Source organism: Nocardia sp. NPDC057663, from assembly GCF_042799895.1.
GTDB lineage: Bacteria > Actinomycetota > Actinomycetes > Mycobacteriales > Mycobacteriaceae > Nocardia.
Genome location: NZ_JBHVHX010000002.1, coordinates 549367 through 565160 on the forward strand (window position 1 = coordinate 549367; position 15794 = coordinate 565160).

8 protein-coding genes are annotated in these 15794 nt (G+C 70.2%); 4 read left to right on the plus strand and 4 right to left on the minus strand.

Annotation, left to right across the window (positions count from 1 at the left end):
* The first annotated feature begins 175 nt into the window (after positions 1-175).
* Both ACFVAV_RS07205 and ACFVAV_RS07210 read left to right on the plus strand, forming a co-directional pair.
* A complete protein-coding gene (locus tag ACFVAV_RS07205) occupies positions 176-1255 on the plus strand; it encodes a Glu/Leu/Phe/Val dehydrogenase dimerization domain-containing protein (protein WP_379031319.1) in 1080 nt (359 codons plus the stop codon).
* A gap of 30 nt (positions 1256-1285) precedes the next feature.
* Positions 1286-2779, plus strand: coding sequence for an APC family permease (locus ACFVAV_RS07210; RefSeq protein ID WP_379031321.1), 1494 nt, complete (start codon positions 1286-1288; stop codon positions 2777-2779).
* Positions 2780-2901: 122 nt separating this feature from the next.
* On the opposite strand, the gene ACFVAV_RS07215 is transcribed toward ACFVAV_RS07210, so the two are convergent.
* Complete coding sequence (locus ACFVAV_RS07215) at positions 2902-4488, minus strand: GMC family oxidoreductase (RefSeq protein ID WP_379031324.1); 1587 nt, start codon at positions 4486-4488, stop codon at positions 2902-2904.
* 23 nt (positions 4489-4511) lie between these two features.
* Positions 4512-6227, minus strand: a complete 1716-nt coding sequence (locus ACFVAV_RS07220) for an aldehyde dehydrogenase family protein (protein ID WP_379031327.1) — start codon at positions 6225-6227, stop codon at positions 4512-4514.
* A 288-nt stretch (positions 6228-6515) separates the two neighbouring features.
* Between ACFVAV_RS07220 and ACFVAV_RS07225 the strand changes: the two genes are divergently transcribed.
* Together ACFVAV_RS07225 and ACFVAV_RS07230 are read left to right on the plus strand one after the other, a co-directional pair.
* Positions 6516-7703, plus strand: a complete 1188-nt coding sequence (locus tag ACFVAV_RS07225) for a PucR family transcriptional regulator (protein WP_379031330.1) — start codon at positions 6516-6518, stop codon at positions 7701-7703.
* 101 nt (positions 7704-7804) lie between these two features.
* Positions 7805-8656: a 3-hydroxybutyryl-CoA dehydrogenase gene (locus ACFVAV_RS07230; RefSeq protein ID WP_379031332.1), complete on the plus strand. Its 852-nt coding sequence runs from the start codon at positions 7805-7807 to the stop codon at positions 8654-8656.
* A gap of 49 nt (positions 8657-8705) precedes the next feature.
* On the opposite strand, the gene ACFVAV_RS07235 is transcribed toward ACFVAV_RS07230, so the two are convergent.
* Complete coding sequence (locus tag ACFVAV_RS07235) at positions 8706-9413, minus strand: hypothetical protein (RefSeq protein WP_379031335.1); 708 nt, start codon at positions 9411-9413, stop codon at positions 8706-8708.
* Positions 9414-9538: 125 nt separating this feature from the next.
* Positions 9539-15649, minus strand: a complete 6111-nt coding sequence (locus tag ACFVAV_RS07240) for an amino acid adenylation domain-containing protein (RefSeq protein WP_379031338.1) — start codon at positions 15647-15649, stop codon at positions 9539-9541.
* Positions 15650-15794: the final 145 nt, after the last annotated feature.

The window sequence follows — 15794 nt, forward strand, 5'->3', positions numbered from 1 at the left end:
CCCGCGGCGCCACAGCATCCGCGAACCCGCGGCACCACAACACCGCCGCACCCCGCGGCACGACAACACCGCCGCGTACCTGCGGCTCTGCAAAACCGCCGCGGACCCGCGGCACCACACACCGCCGCACCCAGGGCACGACCCGTGGTGGGCGGCACCAGGAAAGGAATCGACAGTGACCGTTGTGCACACCGAGGCGGGAGTCTTCGGCCGATCGCACGCGTTGAGCACCCGCGCCCATGAGCAGGTGGTGTTCTGCGAGGACGACAAGTCCGGGCTGAAGGCGATCATCGCGATCCACTCGACGGCGCTCGGCCCTGCCCTGGGCGGGACTCGCTTCTACCCGTACGCCGACGAATCCGCGGCGTTGCAGGATGTGCTGCGGCTGTCGTGGGGCATGACCTACAAGGCGGCGGCTGCGGGCGTCGACCTCGGTGGCGGCAAAGCCGTGATCATCGGCGATCCGGCGACCATGAAGAGCGAGGAACTGCTCGCCGCCTACGCGCGCTTCGTCGACACGCTCGGCGGCCGCTACATCACCGCGGGCGATGTGGGCACCAACACCGACGATCTGGATGTGATCGGCAGGCACACCCGCTACGTCACCGGCCGCAGCGTCGCCGCCGGCGGCAGCGGTGACAGCGCCCGGCTGACCGCGCTCGGCGTGTTCCACGCGATGCGGGCCGGAGCCGAATCCGTCTGGGGCGCGCCGACACTGGCCGGCCGCACGGTCGGCGTCGAGGGTGTCGGCAAGGTCGGCCGCGAGCTCACCGCCCTGCTGCTGGCCGACGGCGCCGAGGTCTGCGTCACGGATGTGAACGAGGCGGCGCTGCGGCGCATCGCCGCCGAACAGCCCGCGGTGCGGCTGCTGTCCACGGTGGCCACCGCGCCGGTCGACGTGTACGCCCCGTGCGCGATGGGCGCCACGCTCACCGCGTCGAGCGCCGCGACGATCGAGGCCAAGCTCATCTGCGGCGCGGCCAACAACCAGCTCGCGACTCCCGATGTCGAAGAGGCGCTGAACGACCGGGGCATCACCTGGGTGCCCGATTTCGTCGCCAACGGCGGCGGACTCATCCAGGTGGCGGGCGAGCTGCGCGCCGCCGCCCCGGCCGAGGTGGAAGCCGAGGTCGCCGACATCTACCCGCGCTGCCGCGAGATCATCGCCGCTGCCAGGGCCGCGGGCATCGGCACCGGCGCTGCCGCCAACCGGTTCGCCGAGCGCCGTCTCGACGCCATCCCCCGGTCGCTCTGAGCGCGCCCGAGTTTCGAAGAGGAGACCACAGTGGCGATCGCGAGCGGCTTGTTCCGCACCAAATCAGTCGAACAGTCGATCCGGGATACCGACGACCCGGATTCCAAGCTACGCAAGGATCTGACGGCGAAAGACCTCACGATCTTCGGTGTCGCGGTGGTGATCGGCGCGGGCATCTTCACCCTCACCGCACGCACCGCGGGCACGGTGGCGGGGCCCGCGGTCTCGCTCGCCTTCGTCTTCGCGGCGATCGCGTGCGGGCTGACGGCCCTGTGCTACGCGGAGTTCGCCTCCACCGTTCCGGTGGCGGGCAGCGCGTACACCTTCGCCTATGCCACTTTCGGTGAGGTCATCGCCTGGATCATCGGCTGGGATCTGATCCTGGAATTCGCGCTCGCGGTGTCCGTGGTCGCCAAGGGGTGGTCGCAGTATCTGGGCAATGTGCTCGGGTCGTCGGCGCCGGTGGTCCACTTCGGCTCGGTGACCTTCGACTGGGGCGCGGTCGTGATCATCGCGGTGGTCGGCGTGCTGCTGGCGACCGGGACCAAGCTGTCGTCGCGGGTCTCGGCCATCGCCGTCGCGATCAAGCTGGGCGTGATCGCGCTGGTGCTGGTGGTCGGCGCGACCTACTTCGAGCCGTCGAACCTGACGCCCTACATTCCGCCCTCGGCGCCGTCGGAGAAGGCCGAAGGGCTGCGGCAGTCGCTGTTCGCCTTCCTCACCGGATCCGGTGGCACCAGCTACGGCTGGTACGGCCTGCTCGCCGCGGCCAGCCTGGTGTTCTTCGCCTTCATCGGCTTCGACGTGGTCGCCACCACCGCCGAGGAGACGCGCAATCCGCAGCGCGACATCCCGCGCGGCATCCTGGGTTCGCTCGCCATCGTGACGGTGCTCTACATCGCGGTCTCGCTGATCCTCACCGGCATGGTGTCCTACACCGAACTCGCCGACGGCAACGCCACCCTCGCCACGGCCTTCGCCATCCACGGCGCGACCTGGGTGAAGAACATCATCGCCATCGGCGCCCTGGCCGGTCTGTCGACGGTCGTCATGGTGATGTTCCTCGGCCAGACCCGGGTGCTGTTCGCCATGGCCCGGGACGGTCTGCTGCCGCGCAGCCTCGCCCAGACCGGTAAGAAGGGCACGCCTGTCCGGTTGACCGTGCTCGTCGGCGTGGTCTGCGCGCTGCTGGCCGGTTTCGTCGACTTCGGCACGCTCGAGGAAATGGTGAATATCGGCACCCTGGTCGCCTTCGTCCTGGTGTCGGTCGGCGTGCTGGTGCTGCGCCGGACCCGCCCCGATCTGCCGCGCGGCTTCCGCGTCCCCTTCGTCCCGGTGGTCCCCATCCTCGGCGCGCTGGCGTGCCTGTGGCTGATGGTCAACCTCTCGATCGAGACCTGGCTGCGGTTCGTGATCTGGATGGCCCTCGGTGTCATCGTCTACTTCGCCTACGGTCGCAGGCACTCGGTCCTCGGGCGCGACCGACGGCAACCGGACGAGCCGGAGCTGACGCCGGTGCGATGACCGAAACCCGCTGGACCGCCACCACTTCCTATCGAGCCGGTGGCGGCCCAGTCGGCGTTCTCACCCCCGGCCGGCGCTCTCGGCAGCCTGTGGCACCGAGTGCCAGTCCACCTGAAGTGAATTCACCTGTTGGCTGCGCCGATGAGGTCGGCTGCCTTTTCGCCGATGACCACCGAGGGGGCGTGGGTGTGGCCACGGATGATGGTCGGCATCACCGAGGCGTCGGCCACCCGCAGCCCCTCGACGCCGCGGACTTTCAGCTCCGGGGTGACGACGCTGGCGGGGTCGCTGCCCATCCGGCAGGTACTGGTCGGGTGGTAGAGGGTGTGGGAGTGCCAGGTGAGGGCATCCTCGAGGGTTTCCTCGACCGTCGGCTGTTCCCGTTTCGGCTGCAGGAACCGCCCGATCCGGGAGCCGAGCGGCTCGGAGTTCACGATGCGATGGGCGATGCGCAGCCCTTCGAGCATCGCGGCGCGGTCGACGCCGTCGCTGTCGGACAGGTATTCGGGGTCGACCACCGCCTTGGCCGTCGGATCGGCGGACGCGAGCGTCACCGTGCCGCGGCTGCGCGGCTGGACCAGAATCGGTCCCAGCGCGATGCCGTGGCCGGGCGCCACGCCGATCCCTTCGTCGTAGAACGGAGCGGGCCCGAAGATGATCTCGAGATCGGGCAACTCGAGTTCGGGCCTGCTGCGCACGAAGCCGTACGCCTCGCCCACATTGGAGGTGAGCATGCCGTGCCGCCGCGCGAGGTAGTTGACGATCTCCCACGGCTTCTCGGCGTCGAACAGCGTGTCGGATTCGACGGCGAAGCCGAGCAACGCGATCAGGTGATCGGTGAGATTCCGGCCGACCTCGGGCAGGTGCCGCACCACCGGTATGCCCTGGCCGCGAAGCTGCTCCTGGTCGCCGACACCGGACAGTTGCAGCAGCTGCGGGCTGTTGATCGCACCACCGCACAACACGACCTCTTTGCGGGCGCGCACGGTGCGGATCGCGCCGTCCTTGCGGTATTCGACGCCGACGGCACGGGTGCCCTCGAACAGGACTCTTGTCGCGTGCGCGCCGGTGAGCACGGTCAGGTTCGGCCGTTTTCGCGCCGGCTTCAGGTAGGCGTCCGCGGTGCTCCAGCGCGCACCGCGCTGCTGGCACACCATGGTCTGGGTGAACCCTTCGGGCTGTGGAAGATTGGCCCGCTCGCGTGTGAAACCGGCGTGCTCGGCCGCGACGAGGAAGTCACTCGTCCAGCGGCGGGCGCTGCGCTGGTGCGAGATCCGCAACGGTCCGGAGCGGCCCTCGTCGGGTTCGCGTGCGTCCTCGACCGCCTCGATGCGCCGGAAGTACTCGACCACATTCGCGAACGACCAGCCCTCGCCTGCGGCGCTTGCCCACTGGTCGTAGTCGGCGGCGTAGCCACGGACCCACATCATCGCGTTCATCGACGACGAACCACCGAGCATCTTGCCGCGTGGCCAGAAGATCTGGCGGTCACCGAGTTCGGGCTGTGGGGTGGTGAGATAATTCCAGTCCAGGTCGGTCTGGAAGAGCTTGGAGAACGCCGCCGGAATGTGGACGGCCTGGTCCTTGTCCTCGGGGCCTGCTTCCAGAGCTATGACACTGTCGGACGAGCGCTCGCTGAGCCGTGCGGCGACCACCGCGCCCGAGGAACCGGTGCCCACGACGACGTAATCGGCATTGGTGTTGGTCATGTCGTTCTCCATGGTGTCGGAGCTCAGCCGCGCAGGGCCGAAGCGAAGATGGCGGGCAGCCGCGTCCAACCGGGATCGGCGGCGAACCCGGCCAGCAACCTGCCGGTGCTCGCCGCGGTCTTGTTGCCGACGAACCACGGTGGCTTCGGAGAGATCGCCGGCTCGCCATGCAGCAGCGAGCGTGGCGCCGGACGGAACGGCCCGCGCACGACAGTGCGCTCTACCCGGTCGATCAGCCACGCGTTGTGCACCACGCCGATGCCGCTTTGCACGTCCGCGAGAGTGTGGCCCGGGAACGCTCCCCAGGAAGCGGTCGGCGTCAGGTAGCCGACGCCGGTCCACGCGTTGACGGCCACCGTGCCGTAGCGCAGCTCTTCGATCAGATCGTCGAACGCCGCACCGAGCTCGGAGATCGTGTCCGGCCGGGCGATGATATTGACACCGAGCGTCCCGACGAAGGCGTCGTTCGCCGTCCGGGCCGCCGCGCGGGCGAAGTCCGCTCCGGTGCCAGGCAACTCGACCACGCCGAGCACCGGTGCGAAGTACTCATCGGCCAGCAGCGGCTCGGCCGGGGACGGTTCGAGCCCGGTGACCAGCAGACGATCGCCGTTCGGTCCGAGGCGCTCGGCGTGTGGATAAGCCTTGCGCGCCTGCGCGATCCGATCGTCGCTGCCCGGGTAGTAGGCGCGGCGAGCGGGCGCGTTCGCGATCGCGGCGCGCAACGCGGCGAGGAATCGTTCCTTGTGTGCCCAATCGGCGGAGATGATCAGGGCTTGCGCGGCGACGCAGTTGTAGCCGCCGTTGTGCAAACGCTGGGTCGCGACATGCTCGGCCTGGAAAGCGATGTCGGCCGCGGTCCAGTCGCCGGGTAGCACGATGGTCGGTGACACGCCGCCGAGTTCGCTGGTGACCGGCTTGGTCAGCTTCGGCGTGCCCGCCGGCTTCCGCTCCGCCGCCTCGGCGTCGGTGCCCCAGACAATCGCGTCGTGGGTTCTGGCGCTGCCGGTCATGTGCACGTGGTCGACGAGGTCGTGCGCGATCAGGTAGCCGCCGACCTCGGCCCCGCCGGTCAGCAGCCGCACCGCGCCGAGCTCGATCAGCGGGGCGAGGATCTTGCTCAACACCGGCAGCAAGGGGTCGGTGATCGGATTGAGTTTGAGCGCGACGACCCGGTTGTGAGCGATCAGCTCGTACAGCGCGTCCAGCGGCGCGATCGAGGTGATGTTGCCTGCGCCGAGCACCGCGCCGATCCCGTGCGTCCGGCTCGGGTCGAGCTGGGCGAGACCGGCATTCGCCTTCGCGGCGGCGCTGCTGACACCTCGCTGCAACCACACCTGAGCGCTGAACCCGTTGAGCAGCAGCGCGTCGAACGGCCCTGCGGGCAGCACGTCGACGGTGACCCGGTTTCCCCTGGTACCGAACCTGGCCTTGTCGAGAGGGCTCTTGTTCTCCGCGAGGGCATCGAGCGTCTTCGACAGCGCCCCCAGCCCGGCGGCCAGCACATACGGTCCCGAGATCCACTCCTCACCGACCAACGACGAGGAAGCCGCGAGACCCTTGAGGCCGACAGCCGCATCCACCCACTCCTGAGCATGCCGCCCGGTCAGCTCGCGAACCCGGTCGAGCACCTCACGTCGGCCACGCAGCGAGGTGGCCGCCCACTTCTTCTCGCCGTCGACAAGCTCGGACAACGCGACATCGACCGCGGCCTGCGCGGGCGCTGCCTTCTTTGTGGCCACTTTCGATCCTCCACGACTATTGGGACGGTCCACAGAATGCAGCGGACGGAATGGATTGATTCTGTCGCCGCGGACGAGGCGGACGCCATGTGCGCACGTTGCGGATTGACCCCCGTCACTACTGTGCTCGAGCACAATCGCGGGGTGGCGCAGCCCACACCAAATGCGGGGGTTTCGATCGACGGTCGACGGTGACACGGGGTGACTTCCGGCGCCCGCGATGTGCGGATGTGCTCGCGCACAACCCGGAGGTGGCGTAGATCACCGCTTGCGCCCTAGTCTGAAATGGTGAGTGTCCCACCTCCCACCGTTTCCGCCGCGCCGCCCCGACTGGCTGCGGGCCTGCTCGACACGGTCGAGGCGATGGCAGGCGAACTGGTCGACCGCATCGCCGGCGCAGACCGGTCCTACGCGGATCCCGGCCTGCTGACCGCCGAGGAACTTCGCCAGGCTTGCCTGGACAACCTCACCGCGATCATCGGCGCACTCGCGGGCGCCCATCCCCCGCGGCTGCAATCGGCGCGCGAGGTCGGACGACTCAAGGCTGAGCGGGGTGTCCCGATCGCAGCACTGCTGCACGCCTACCGGCTCGGCGGCAGATTGATCTGGGAGGAGCTCACCGCTCGGTCCGGCGGGCCGGGCGACCCGCAACTACACGATCTCGCCACCGAGCTGTGGGAACTGATCGATACCTACTCCGATGCGGCGGTCGAGGCCTATCGCGAGACCGAGATCATGCTCGCGCACGCCGACGCGCAGACCCAAAGCCGTTTGATCCGAACACTGTTCGATGATCATTCCGACAATCCCGGACGAACGCTGACCGCGTTGCGGACGCTGGGCCTGATCGAGCACGGCATATTCGCCGTCGTGTCGATCGAGGCCGCCGACCCCGGCGCAGCGCTGCCCGGCAACCTCGTCAGCGCGTTGCGCGACCTCGGCGCGAAGTCCGTCTGGGATTCACAGATCGACTCCCACACCGGACTGCTGTCGTCGGTATCGCCGTCCGCGGTCGACCGTGCCGCCGCCGGACTGGCCGACCTCGTCGCCGGACGGATCGGCCTCAGCGCTGTCTTCACCAGTCCGGCTGCCATCCCCGGCGCGCTGACCGAAGCCCGCCTCGCCGCCCGCAGCGCACGGCCGGGCTCACACACCGCTGTCCGCTTCGGCAGCGAGCCCGTCGCTCACCTGCTCGTCACAGTGCCCGAGGCCAGCCGACGGGCCGTCGCTCAGATTCTCGGGCCGGTACTGCGACTGCCCGCGCCCGAGCGCGGGGATCTGATCGCCGCACTCGACGCCTGGTACCGGTGCCACGGTTCGACCGCCGCGGCCGCCGAACAGCTGCACTGCCACCGCAACACGGTGCGGTATCGCCTGCGCAAGATTCGCGACCTCACCGGACGAGACACCTCCGAACCCGTCCAGTCGGCGGAGCTGCACCTGGCCCTGCAAGCCGTGACCCTGCTCGAACTGTAGCTCCGCCGGCCCTCGTTTTCGACAGCCTGTGGCACTGAGTGCCAGGCCGGGTGAAATAATCCCCGGGACAGCCAGGGCAATGCGATGTTGGGAGTTCTGCAGTGGAGTTGATCGGAGTGATCGGTGGCGGCACCATGGGTGCCGGCATCGCTGAGGTGTGTGCCAAGGCGGGTAGCTCGGTGCTCGTGCTCGAGACCAAGCCGGAGTTCGCCGAGGCCGCGCAGCAGCGCATCGCCGGCTCGATCAGCCGGGGCGTCGCCCGCGGCAAGATCACCCAGGAGGAGGCCGACGCGGTGCTCGCGCGCGTGCGGGTCACCCTGGACATGGACGAGTTCGCCGACCGCGACCTGGTGATCGAGGCCGCGCCGGAGATCGAGTCGCTGAAGTACGAGATCTTCGGCAAGCTCGACAAGATCGTGAAGCCGGAAGGCATCCTCGCCACCAACACCTCCTCGATCCCGGTGATCAAGGTGGCCGGTGCCACCGAGCGTCCCGAGCGCGTCGTCGGCGTGCACTTCTTCAACCCCGTGCCGGTGATGCCGCTGGTCGAGATCATCTCGACCCTGGTGACCGCGCCGGAAGCGGCCGCGGCCGTCACCGATTACGCCAAGAACACCCTGGGCAAGATGACCGTGCAGGCCGGTGACCGCTCCGGTTTCATCGTCAACGCGCTGCTCATCCCCTACCTGTGCTCGGCGATCCGGATGCTCGAATCGGGCTACGCCACCGCCGAGGACATCGACGCGGCCATGAAGGGCGGCTGCGGCTACCCGATGGGCCCGCTCACCCTCCTGGACACCGTCGGCCTCGATATCGCCCTGGCCGCCTCGGAGTCGCTGTACGCCGAGTTCGCCGAGCCGCACCTCGCCCCGCCCGCGCTGCTGCGCCGGATGGTCGACGCGGGTCGCCTGGGCCGCAAGTCCGGTCGCGGGTTCTACGACTACGCGAGCTGATCGCCATGACCCGCAGGAGCACCGCTCCTGCGGGTCGGCCCAGCCTCACTCAGGGTGTGGGTGCCTGCGCCGCTTCGACGCCGCCGACGACAGCCCCGACGCCCGCGCCGACCGCGGCGAACGGCGCCACCACCATGCCTACGGCGAGGCTGGCGGCGATGATGGGCATGAAGACGAGCCCGGCGGGCGCGAAGGGGAGTGCGACAACGAGGCCGACGCCCACGCCGATGATCGCGGCGGCCGCGGCGATCGGACTGGCCACGATCGCACCGACCGCCGCACCCTGCGCGGCCCTGCCGAACACGTTGGCGGCTATCTGATCGGACCGGGCGGGCGCGAACCCCTGCCCGTCCAGCATCCGCGCCAGCGCGGTCTCCGCGCCGCCGAGGGTGTCGTTGAACTGGGCGACCTGCTCGGGCGGGAGGAAGTCCGGTCTGGCGACCTGCACATTGCCGATCCGCAGCACATCGGTCGGCGCGGGAACGGGCACCGCGATCGGATCCGCTGTGCCGCCGGGTTCACCCACCGGGACCGGCAGGCTCGCCAAGGGAATGGGATCCAGCCCGACATGCTTCAGGTCGAGGACCAGGCCTTGCGCCGTGGTGACGGCAGCTGAACCCACCGGCTCAGCGCCTGGTGGGGTCTCCGCCAGTGCCGGGGCGCTCGCGGCGAACACCGCGACGCCGAGAACGCCCGCGACGAGCGTCGTGCGCAGTGACCGAGACCGAACCCGAATGACACACCGCTGTGTGCTCATATGTCGAACCTTCCTATCCAAAGCTGCGGAAGAGAGACTTCTTCGAATCTGATTCGGAACCACAGGGTGGATGGATGTGAAACGGTTCGCCGCGTCCCGCGGAAGCACGGCTCCCGCGGGACATCTCAGGCCGGGGTGAGCTGCCCGGCACCAGGAGCCGGGAAGAAACCGACCTCGATGTAGTGATCGAAGTAGCGGCTGATGACGGCCGCGTCGACCGCCGGGAATTCGATCGGCAGGCCGCGGTAGGGCTCCGCGGGGGCAGCCGATTCGACCGCACTCAGGACCGTCGCCGGGGTCGCCTGCGCGATGGCGGCGGCGTAGTTGCCGCTGAGTGCGGAAGCGCGAGCCAGGATCGGATCCGCGTCCACGCGTTCGGCGGCCCTGGTCAGCACCAGGCCGAATTCCATCGGGTCGATGAAGTCGAACTGGTACTCGCGCCGCACGATTTCCTCGTAGACCACGTGCAGCGGCACCTGGGCGCCCGCCGCCCGGTAGATGTTGCCGATCGCGGCGGCATCGCGGGACTGGCGGACGATGCCCGCCGCGACGTGGTCCACCGGCGCCATCTCGACACCGATCGCCCGCACGTCGACGGCGACGCCGAGCACCAGCATGGCGCGCAGCATGGTCCACCAGGCGTCCTCGGCCGGTGCGACGCCGGTGCGGGAGTCGCCGGTGATCAGGCCGGGGCGATAGACGGCGATGGGGATTCCACGCTCGATCGCGGTGTGCACCAGCTGTTCGGCCACCCACTTGGTCATCGCGTAGCCGGGCAGACCACCCGGAACACCACTGTCCTGCGGGATACCCGCCAGCACGGACAGTGTGGAGACGTAGTGGATCGGCTTCACCCGGTCGGTGGTGGCCAGGCGCAGCACCTCGGTGGTGCCGCCGACATTGGCGTCGCGCATCCGGCCGTACGGCTCGAGGTGATTGACCAGCGCGCCGTTGTGATAGATCGCGTCGATCCGGGCGGCCAGCTCGGCGAAGCGCAGCGGGTCGATGCCGAGGTTGGGTCGCGCGAGATCGCCTGGCACACCGACGATCCGGTCGAGGTACGGGGTCACATCGATGCTGTACTTCGCGGCGGTCGCGACGACCCGGTCCACCGCGCTCGCGTCGTCGGTGGCCCGGACCAGGCAGTGGATGGTGGCGCCGGTCTGCTCGAGCAGCTCGCGCAGCAGGAAGCTGCCGAGGAAGCCGGTGGCGCCGGTGAGCAGCAGGGTGGCGGGATCGCCGACGTGCTGGGGCGCGCAGCCGGTGAGGTCGATCGCGGGGTCGAGAACCGCGTCGACAGCCGGATCGGGGCCGGCGGCCGAGGCCGCGGACTCGTCGCGCACGGCCAGGGCCAGGTCGCTGACCAGCGGATAGCTGAACAGCAGGCGCAACGGCACCTCGATGTCGAGGCGTACGGCGAGCGCGGCGCGGACCCGGATCGCCGACAGTGAGGTACCGCCGAGGACGAAGAAGTCGTCGTCGCGGCCGACCCGGTCGAGATCGAGGACCTGCGCGAACACCTCGGCCACGATCTGCTCGTCGGCGGTGACGGGCGCCTGGTATTCGCGGATCTCCACGGCGGGCGCGGGTAGCGCCTTGCGGTCGAGCTTGCCGGTCGCGCCGAGCGGGAACTCGTCGAGCACCAGCAGCCGGTGCGGAATCATGTACGGCGGCAACAAGGTCCGGATCGCCGCCTGCACATCGGCGACGTCGACCGTCTGCTCGGCCGCCGGGGTGACGTAGCCGACGAGCTGTTCGTGGTGCACCGCGACCGCGGCGCCCGCGACGGCCGGGTGCGTGCGCAACGCGGCCTCGATCTCGCCGGGTTCGATCCGCAGGCCGTGCAGTTTGAGCTGAACGTCGGTGCGGCCCAGGTAGGTCAGGTCGCCGGAGGGCAGCCTGCGGACCAGGTCGCCGGTGCGGTACATGCGTTCGCCGACGGGACCGTACGGGTCGGCGACGAAGCGTTCGGTCGTCTTGTCCGGGCTGCCGAGGTAGCCGAGGGCCAGCTGCGCGCCGGCCAAGTACAGCTCGCCGGGCGTGCCGACGGGCACCGGCTGCAGCCGGGCGTCGAGGACATACGCGCGAGAGTTCCAGTGCGGCTTGCCGATCGGGACGATCCCGTCGCCGATCTCGGTCACGTCGGCGGCGGTGATGGACACGGTGGCCTCGGTGGGCCCGTACAGGTTGTGCAGCCTGCCCGCGGTGGCGGTGGTGTAGCGGGCGATTGTCGCGTTGGGCAGCGCCTCACCGCCGACCCACACCGCGCGGACCGAGCGCAGGGCACCCGCGGGCGCGGCCTCGAGCAGCATCTGCAGCACCGATGGCACGATGGTGGTGCCGGTAACCCGGTGCCGGGCAATGAGATCGGCCAGGTAGGCGGGATCGGTGAGACCGTGCGAGGCGGCCACGATCATGTGCGCGCCTGCCCGCAGCGGGGTCGCGAAACCGATCATCGAGGCGTCGAACGTCCACGGAATCGACTGCAGGACAGTGTCGTTGTCCCCCACCCCGTATTCGCCGACCATGAACGCCACCTGGTTGACGATGGCCGAGTGCGGCACACCGACGCCCTTGGGTTTGCCGGTCGAGCCGGAGGTGAAGATGACGTAGGCAAGATCCAGCGTGCGCAACGGCCGCAACCGGTCGGCGTCGGTCAGCCAGGCATCCGAGAAGGCCGAGAGCGCACCGGAATTCGCGACCAGATCCACCGAGACGACAGGCAGTCCGTCGACCTCGATGGCGTCGGCCGCGGTGGTCAGCACGCAGATCGGGCGCGCGACGGACAGGATGTCGGCACGCCGGTCGACGGGCGAGTCCGGGTCGATCGGCACATAGGCACCGCCCGCGGCGAACACCGCGTACATGGCGACGACCAGGTCGATCGACGGCCGGATCGCGACGCCGACAGTGGCGCCGGGGCCGACGCCGGTGGCGACGAGGAGCCGGGCCAGCCGGTTGACCCGGCCCGCCAGCTCGCCGTAGGTGAGGGTCGACCCGGCGAAGGTGACGGCGGGCGCGTCGGGACGCCGCAGCGCCTGCGCACGGAATTCGTCGAGCAGAGTCGGGTCGGGGACCAGTCGCACGTCACCGGACGGCTCGCTGCGTTCGGCCTCGGTCAGCAGCGGCAGATCGCCGACGGGCCGGTGCGGTGCGGCGACGGCCGCGCTCAGCAGCCCGGCCAGTCGCAGGCCCAGGGTCGCCATCGTCGACTCGTCGAACAGGTCGGTCGCGTAACGCCAGGAGCAGCGCAGGCCTGCGGGACCGTTGTCGTCCTCGTGCGGAACGACGGTCAGCTGCAGGTCGACCGGTGCGACCTCGTCACCGAGATCGACCGCCGACACCACCAGATCGGGCAGTTCCAGCCGGGCGCCGCCGAAGTTCTGGAACGACAGCGCCACCTGATAGAGCGGGTGGTGCGCCTGGGTGCGCGGCGGATCCAGTTCGGCGACAAGACGTTCGAACGGCACGTCGGCGTGGGCGAAGGCGGCCAGGTCGGTCTCGCGGACCCGATCCAGGAGGGCGGCAAAAGATTCGGCGGCGTCGACGCGGGTGCGCAGCACCACCGTATTGACGAACATGCCGACCAGGTCGTCGAGTTCGGGCTCACCGCGGCCGGCGACGGGGGCGCCCACGGTGACGTCGTCGGTGCCTGCGACGCGCGCCAGCAGCACCGACAGCGCGGCCCGCACCACCATGAACAGCGAGGCATTGTGTTCGCGCGCAAGGACTTCCAGCGCCTGATGCAGGGCGGGTTCGAGCGCGAAGTGGTGCGCGGCGCCGCGACTGCCCGCGACGGGCGGACGCGGCCGGTCCGTCGGCAACTCCAGCAGGGTCGGCGTGCCCGCGAGCTCCCTGCGCCAGTAGCCGAGCTGCTCGGCCAGCAGCGAGCCGGAATCCTCGGCGGCGCCGAGCATTTCCTGCTGCCACAGGGTGTAGTCGGCGTACTGCACCGGCAGCGGGGCCCAGTCCGGCGCCGCGCCCTGGGTCCGGGCGACGTAGGCGGTCATCAGGTCGCGGGTGAGCGGGCCGAGGGAGAAACCGTCGGTGGCGATGTGATGCACGACCACGGCCAGTACGTGCTCGGACTCCGCGAGCTGGAACAGCGCGGCGCGCACGGGAACTCGCTCGCAGACGTCGAAGCCGCCGAACGTCAGCCGGGCCAGCTCCATCCGCAGGTCGCTCTCGGCGATCGCGGCGACGGCCACGTCGAGTCCGGCCTCGGCCACCGGCAGCACGTGCTGGTAACCCTGGCCGTCGTGCTCGGGGTATACCGTGCGCAGCACTTCGTGCCGGTCGAGCACGTCGTCGAGCGCGGCGGTCAGCGCGGCAGCGTCGAGCGGGCCGGACAGGCGCAGTGCGACCGGGATGTTGTACGCGCTGGAACCTGGGTCCAGGCGCGCCATGAACCACATGCGCTGCTGGGCGAGCGAGAGCGGCACCCGCACGCCGCGCTCGCGCCGGGTCAGCGGCACCCGCACGGCCGCGTCACCGACCAGCGCGTCGAGCGCGGCCGCCAGGTCGGCGACCGTGCCGTGTTCGAAGACCGTCCGGGCCGGCACGCGCACACCGGTGACCGCGCCGAGGCGGCCTGCGAGCTGGGTGGCGAGCAGGGAGTTGCCGCCGAGGGCGAAGAAGTCGTCGTCGCGTCCGATCGGGTCGGCGCCGAGCAGCTCGGCGAAGACCCCCGCCACGGTTTCCTCGGTGCCGGTGCGCGGCGCTTCGAAAGCACGGGCGGTGAGCTCCGGTTCCGGCAGCGCCTTGTAGTCGAGCTTGCCGACCGGGGTCAGCGGCAGCCGTTCGATTCCCACGATGGCGGCGGGGACCGCGTGCTGCGGCAGCCGCTGCTCGGCCAGGCGGGTCAGCGCGACCGGGTCGACGGTTTCGCCCGCCGCGGGCACCACGTACGCGACGAGCGCGTCGACGCCGCTGGGCAGGGTGCGCACGAGCGTGGTCGCGAAGCGGACGGATGCGTCGGAGGTGAGAACGGCGTCGATCTCGCCCAGTTCGATACGGAAGCCGCGCAGCTTGACCTGGGCGTCGGTGCGGCCGAGGAAGGCCAGCTGGGGTTCGCCGTCCGCGGTGAGTTCCCATTTCACCAGGTCACCGGTGCGGTAGAGCCTGCCACCGGTGATCGGGTCGGCGACGAAGCGGGCCGCGGTCAGCCCGGCGCGCTCGTGGTAGCCGCGGGCCAGGCCGGGCCCGGCCAGATACAGCTCGCCGGGGACGCGATCCGGCACCGGCCGCAGGCGCGCATCGAGGACCAGCGCTGTCATGCCGGGAATCGGCCCGCCGATGGTGATCAGGTCGCCGGGGGTCAGCGGATCGCTGATCGAGGCCGCGACGGTGGTCTCGGTCGGGCCGTAGAGGTTGTAGAAGTTGCGGCCGGGCGACCAGCGCGCGATCAGTTCCGGCGGGCAGGCCTCGCCGCCGACGACGATGGCGGCCAGCTCAGGCAGGCCCGACCCGTCGACACCGGCGAGCGCGGCGGGGGTGATGAAGGCGTGGGTCACCCGCTCGGTGCGCAGCAGGTCGGTCAGCTCGTCGCCGCCGTAGATGTCGGGCGGGGCGATCACCATGGTCGAGCTGGCGCCGATGGCGAGGAGCAGTTCGAGGATGCTGGCGTCGAAGCTGGGCGAGGCGAAGTGCAGGGTGCGGGCCGAGCCGGTGATGCCGAAGCGGCGGATCTGCTCGGCGCACAGCCCGGCCAGGCCGGTGTGGGTGACGGCGACGCCCTTGGGGACACCGGTCGATCCGGAGGTGTAGATGATGTAGGCGATGTCGTCGCCGAATACCCTGCGGGTGCGGTCGGCGGCCGACACCGGTGCGTCCGGGGCCACGGCCAGTTCCGCGCGGCACTCGGCGGAATCCAGTGCCAGCCATCGCAGTCCCGCGTCGAGCCGGGCCGCGTCGGCGGCCAGGGCCAGGCCGAATCCGGCGCCGGAGTCGGCGAGCATGTGCGCGACGCGTTCGGCCGGGTAGCGCGGGTCGACGGGCACGAACGCGGCGCCGGTCTTGGCCACGGCCCACAGCGCCACGATCGCCTCGAGCGACCGGGTCAGCGCCAGGACGACCCGGTCACCAGGGCCGACGCCACGACCGATCAGCACCCTGGCCAGTTGGGACGACTGCTGGTCGAGTTCGGCGTAGGTGAGAGACTGCCCGGCGAAGCTGACCGCGGGCGCCTCGGGGGCGCGCTCCACGGCGGCCGTCAGCAGACGCGGCAACGTGGACACGGGCGCTCGACGGCCCCGCCGCGCGGCGGAAGAGCGGACGCCAGAAGCTTGCTCGGTCACCGGTATCTGCTTCCCTTCACCATCGATCACCCCTGCGATCGCACTACTCGAACGTCGCCCAGACTCTCGGCTACACCGGGGTATC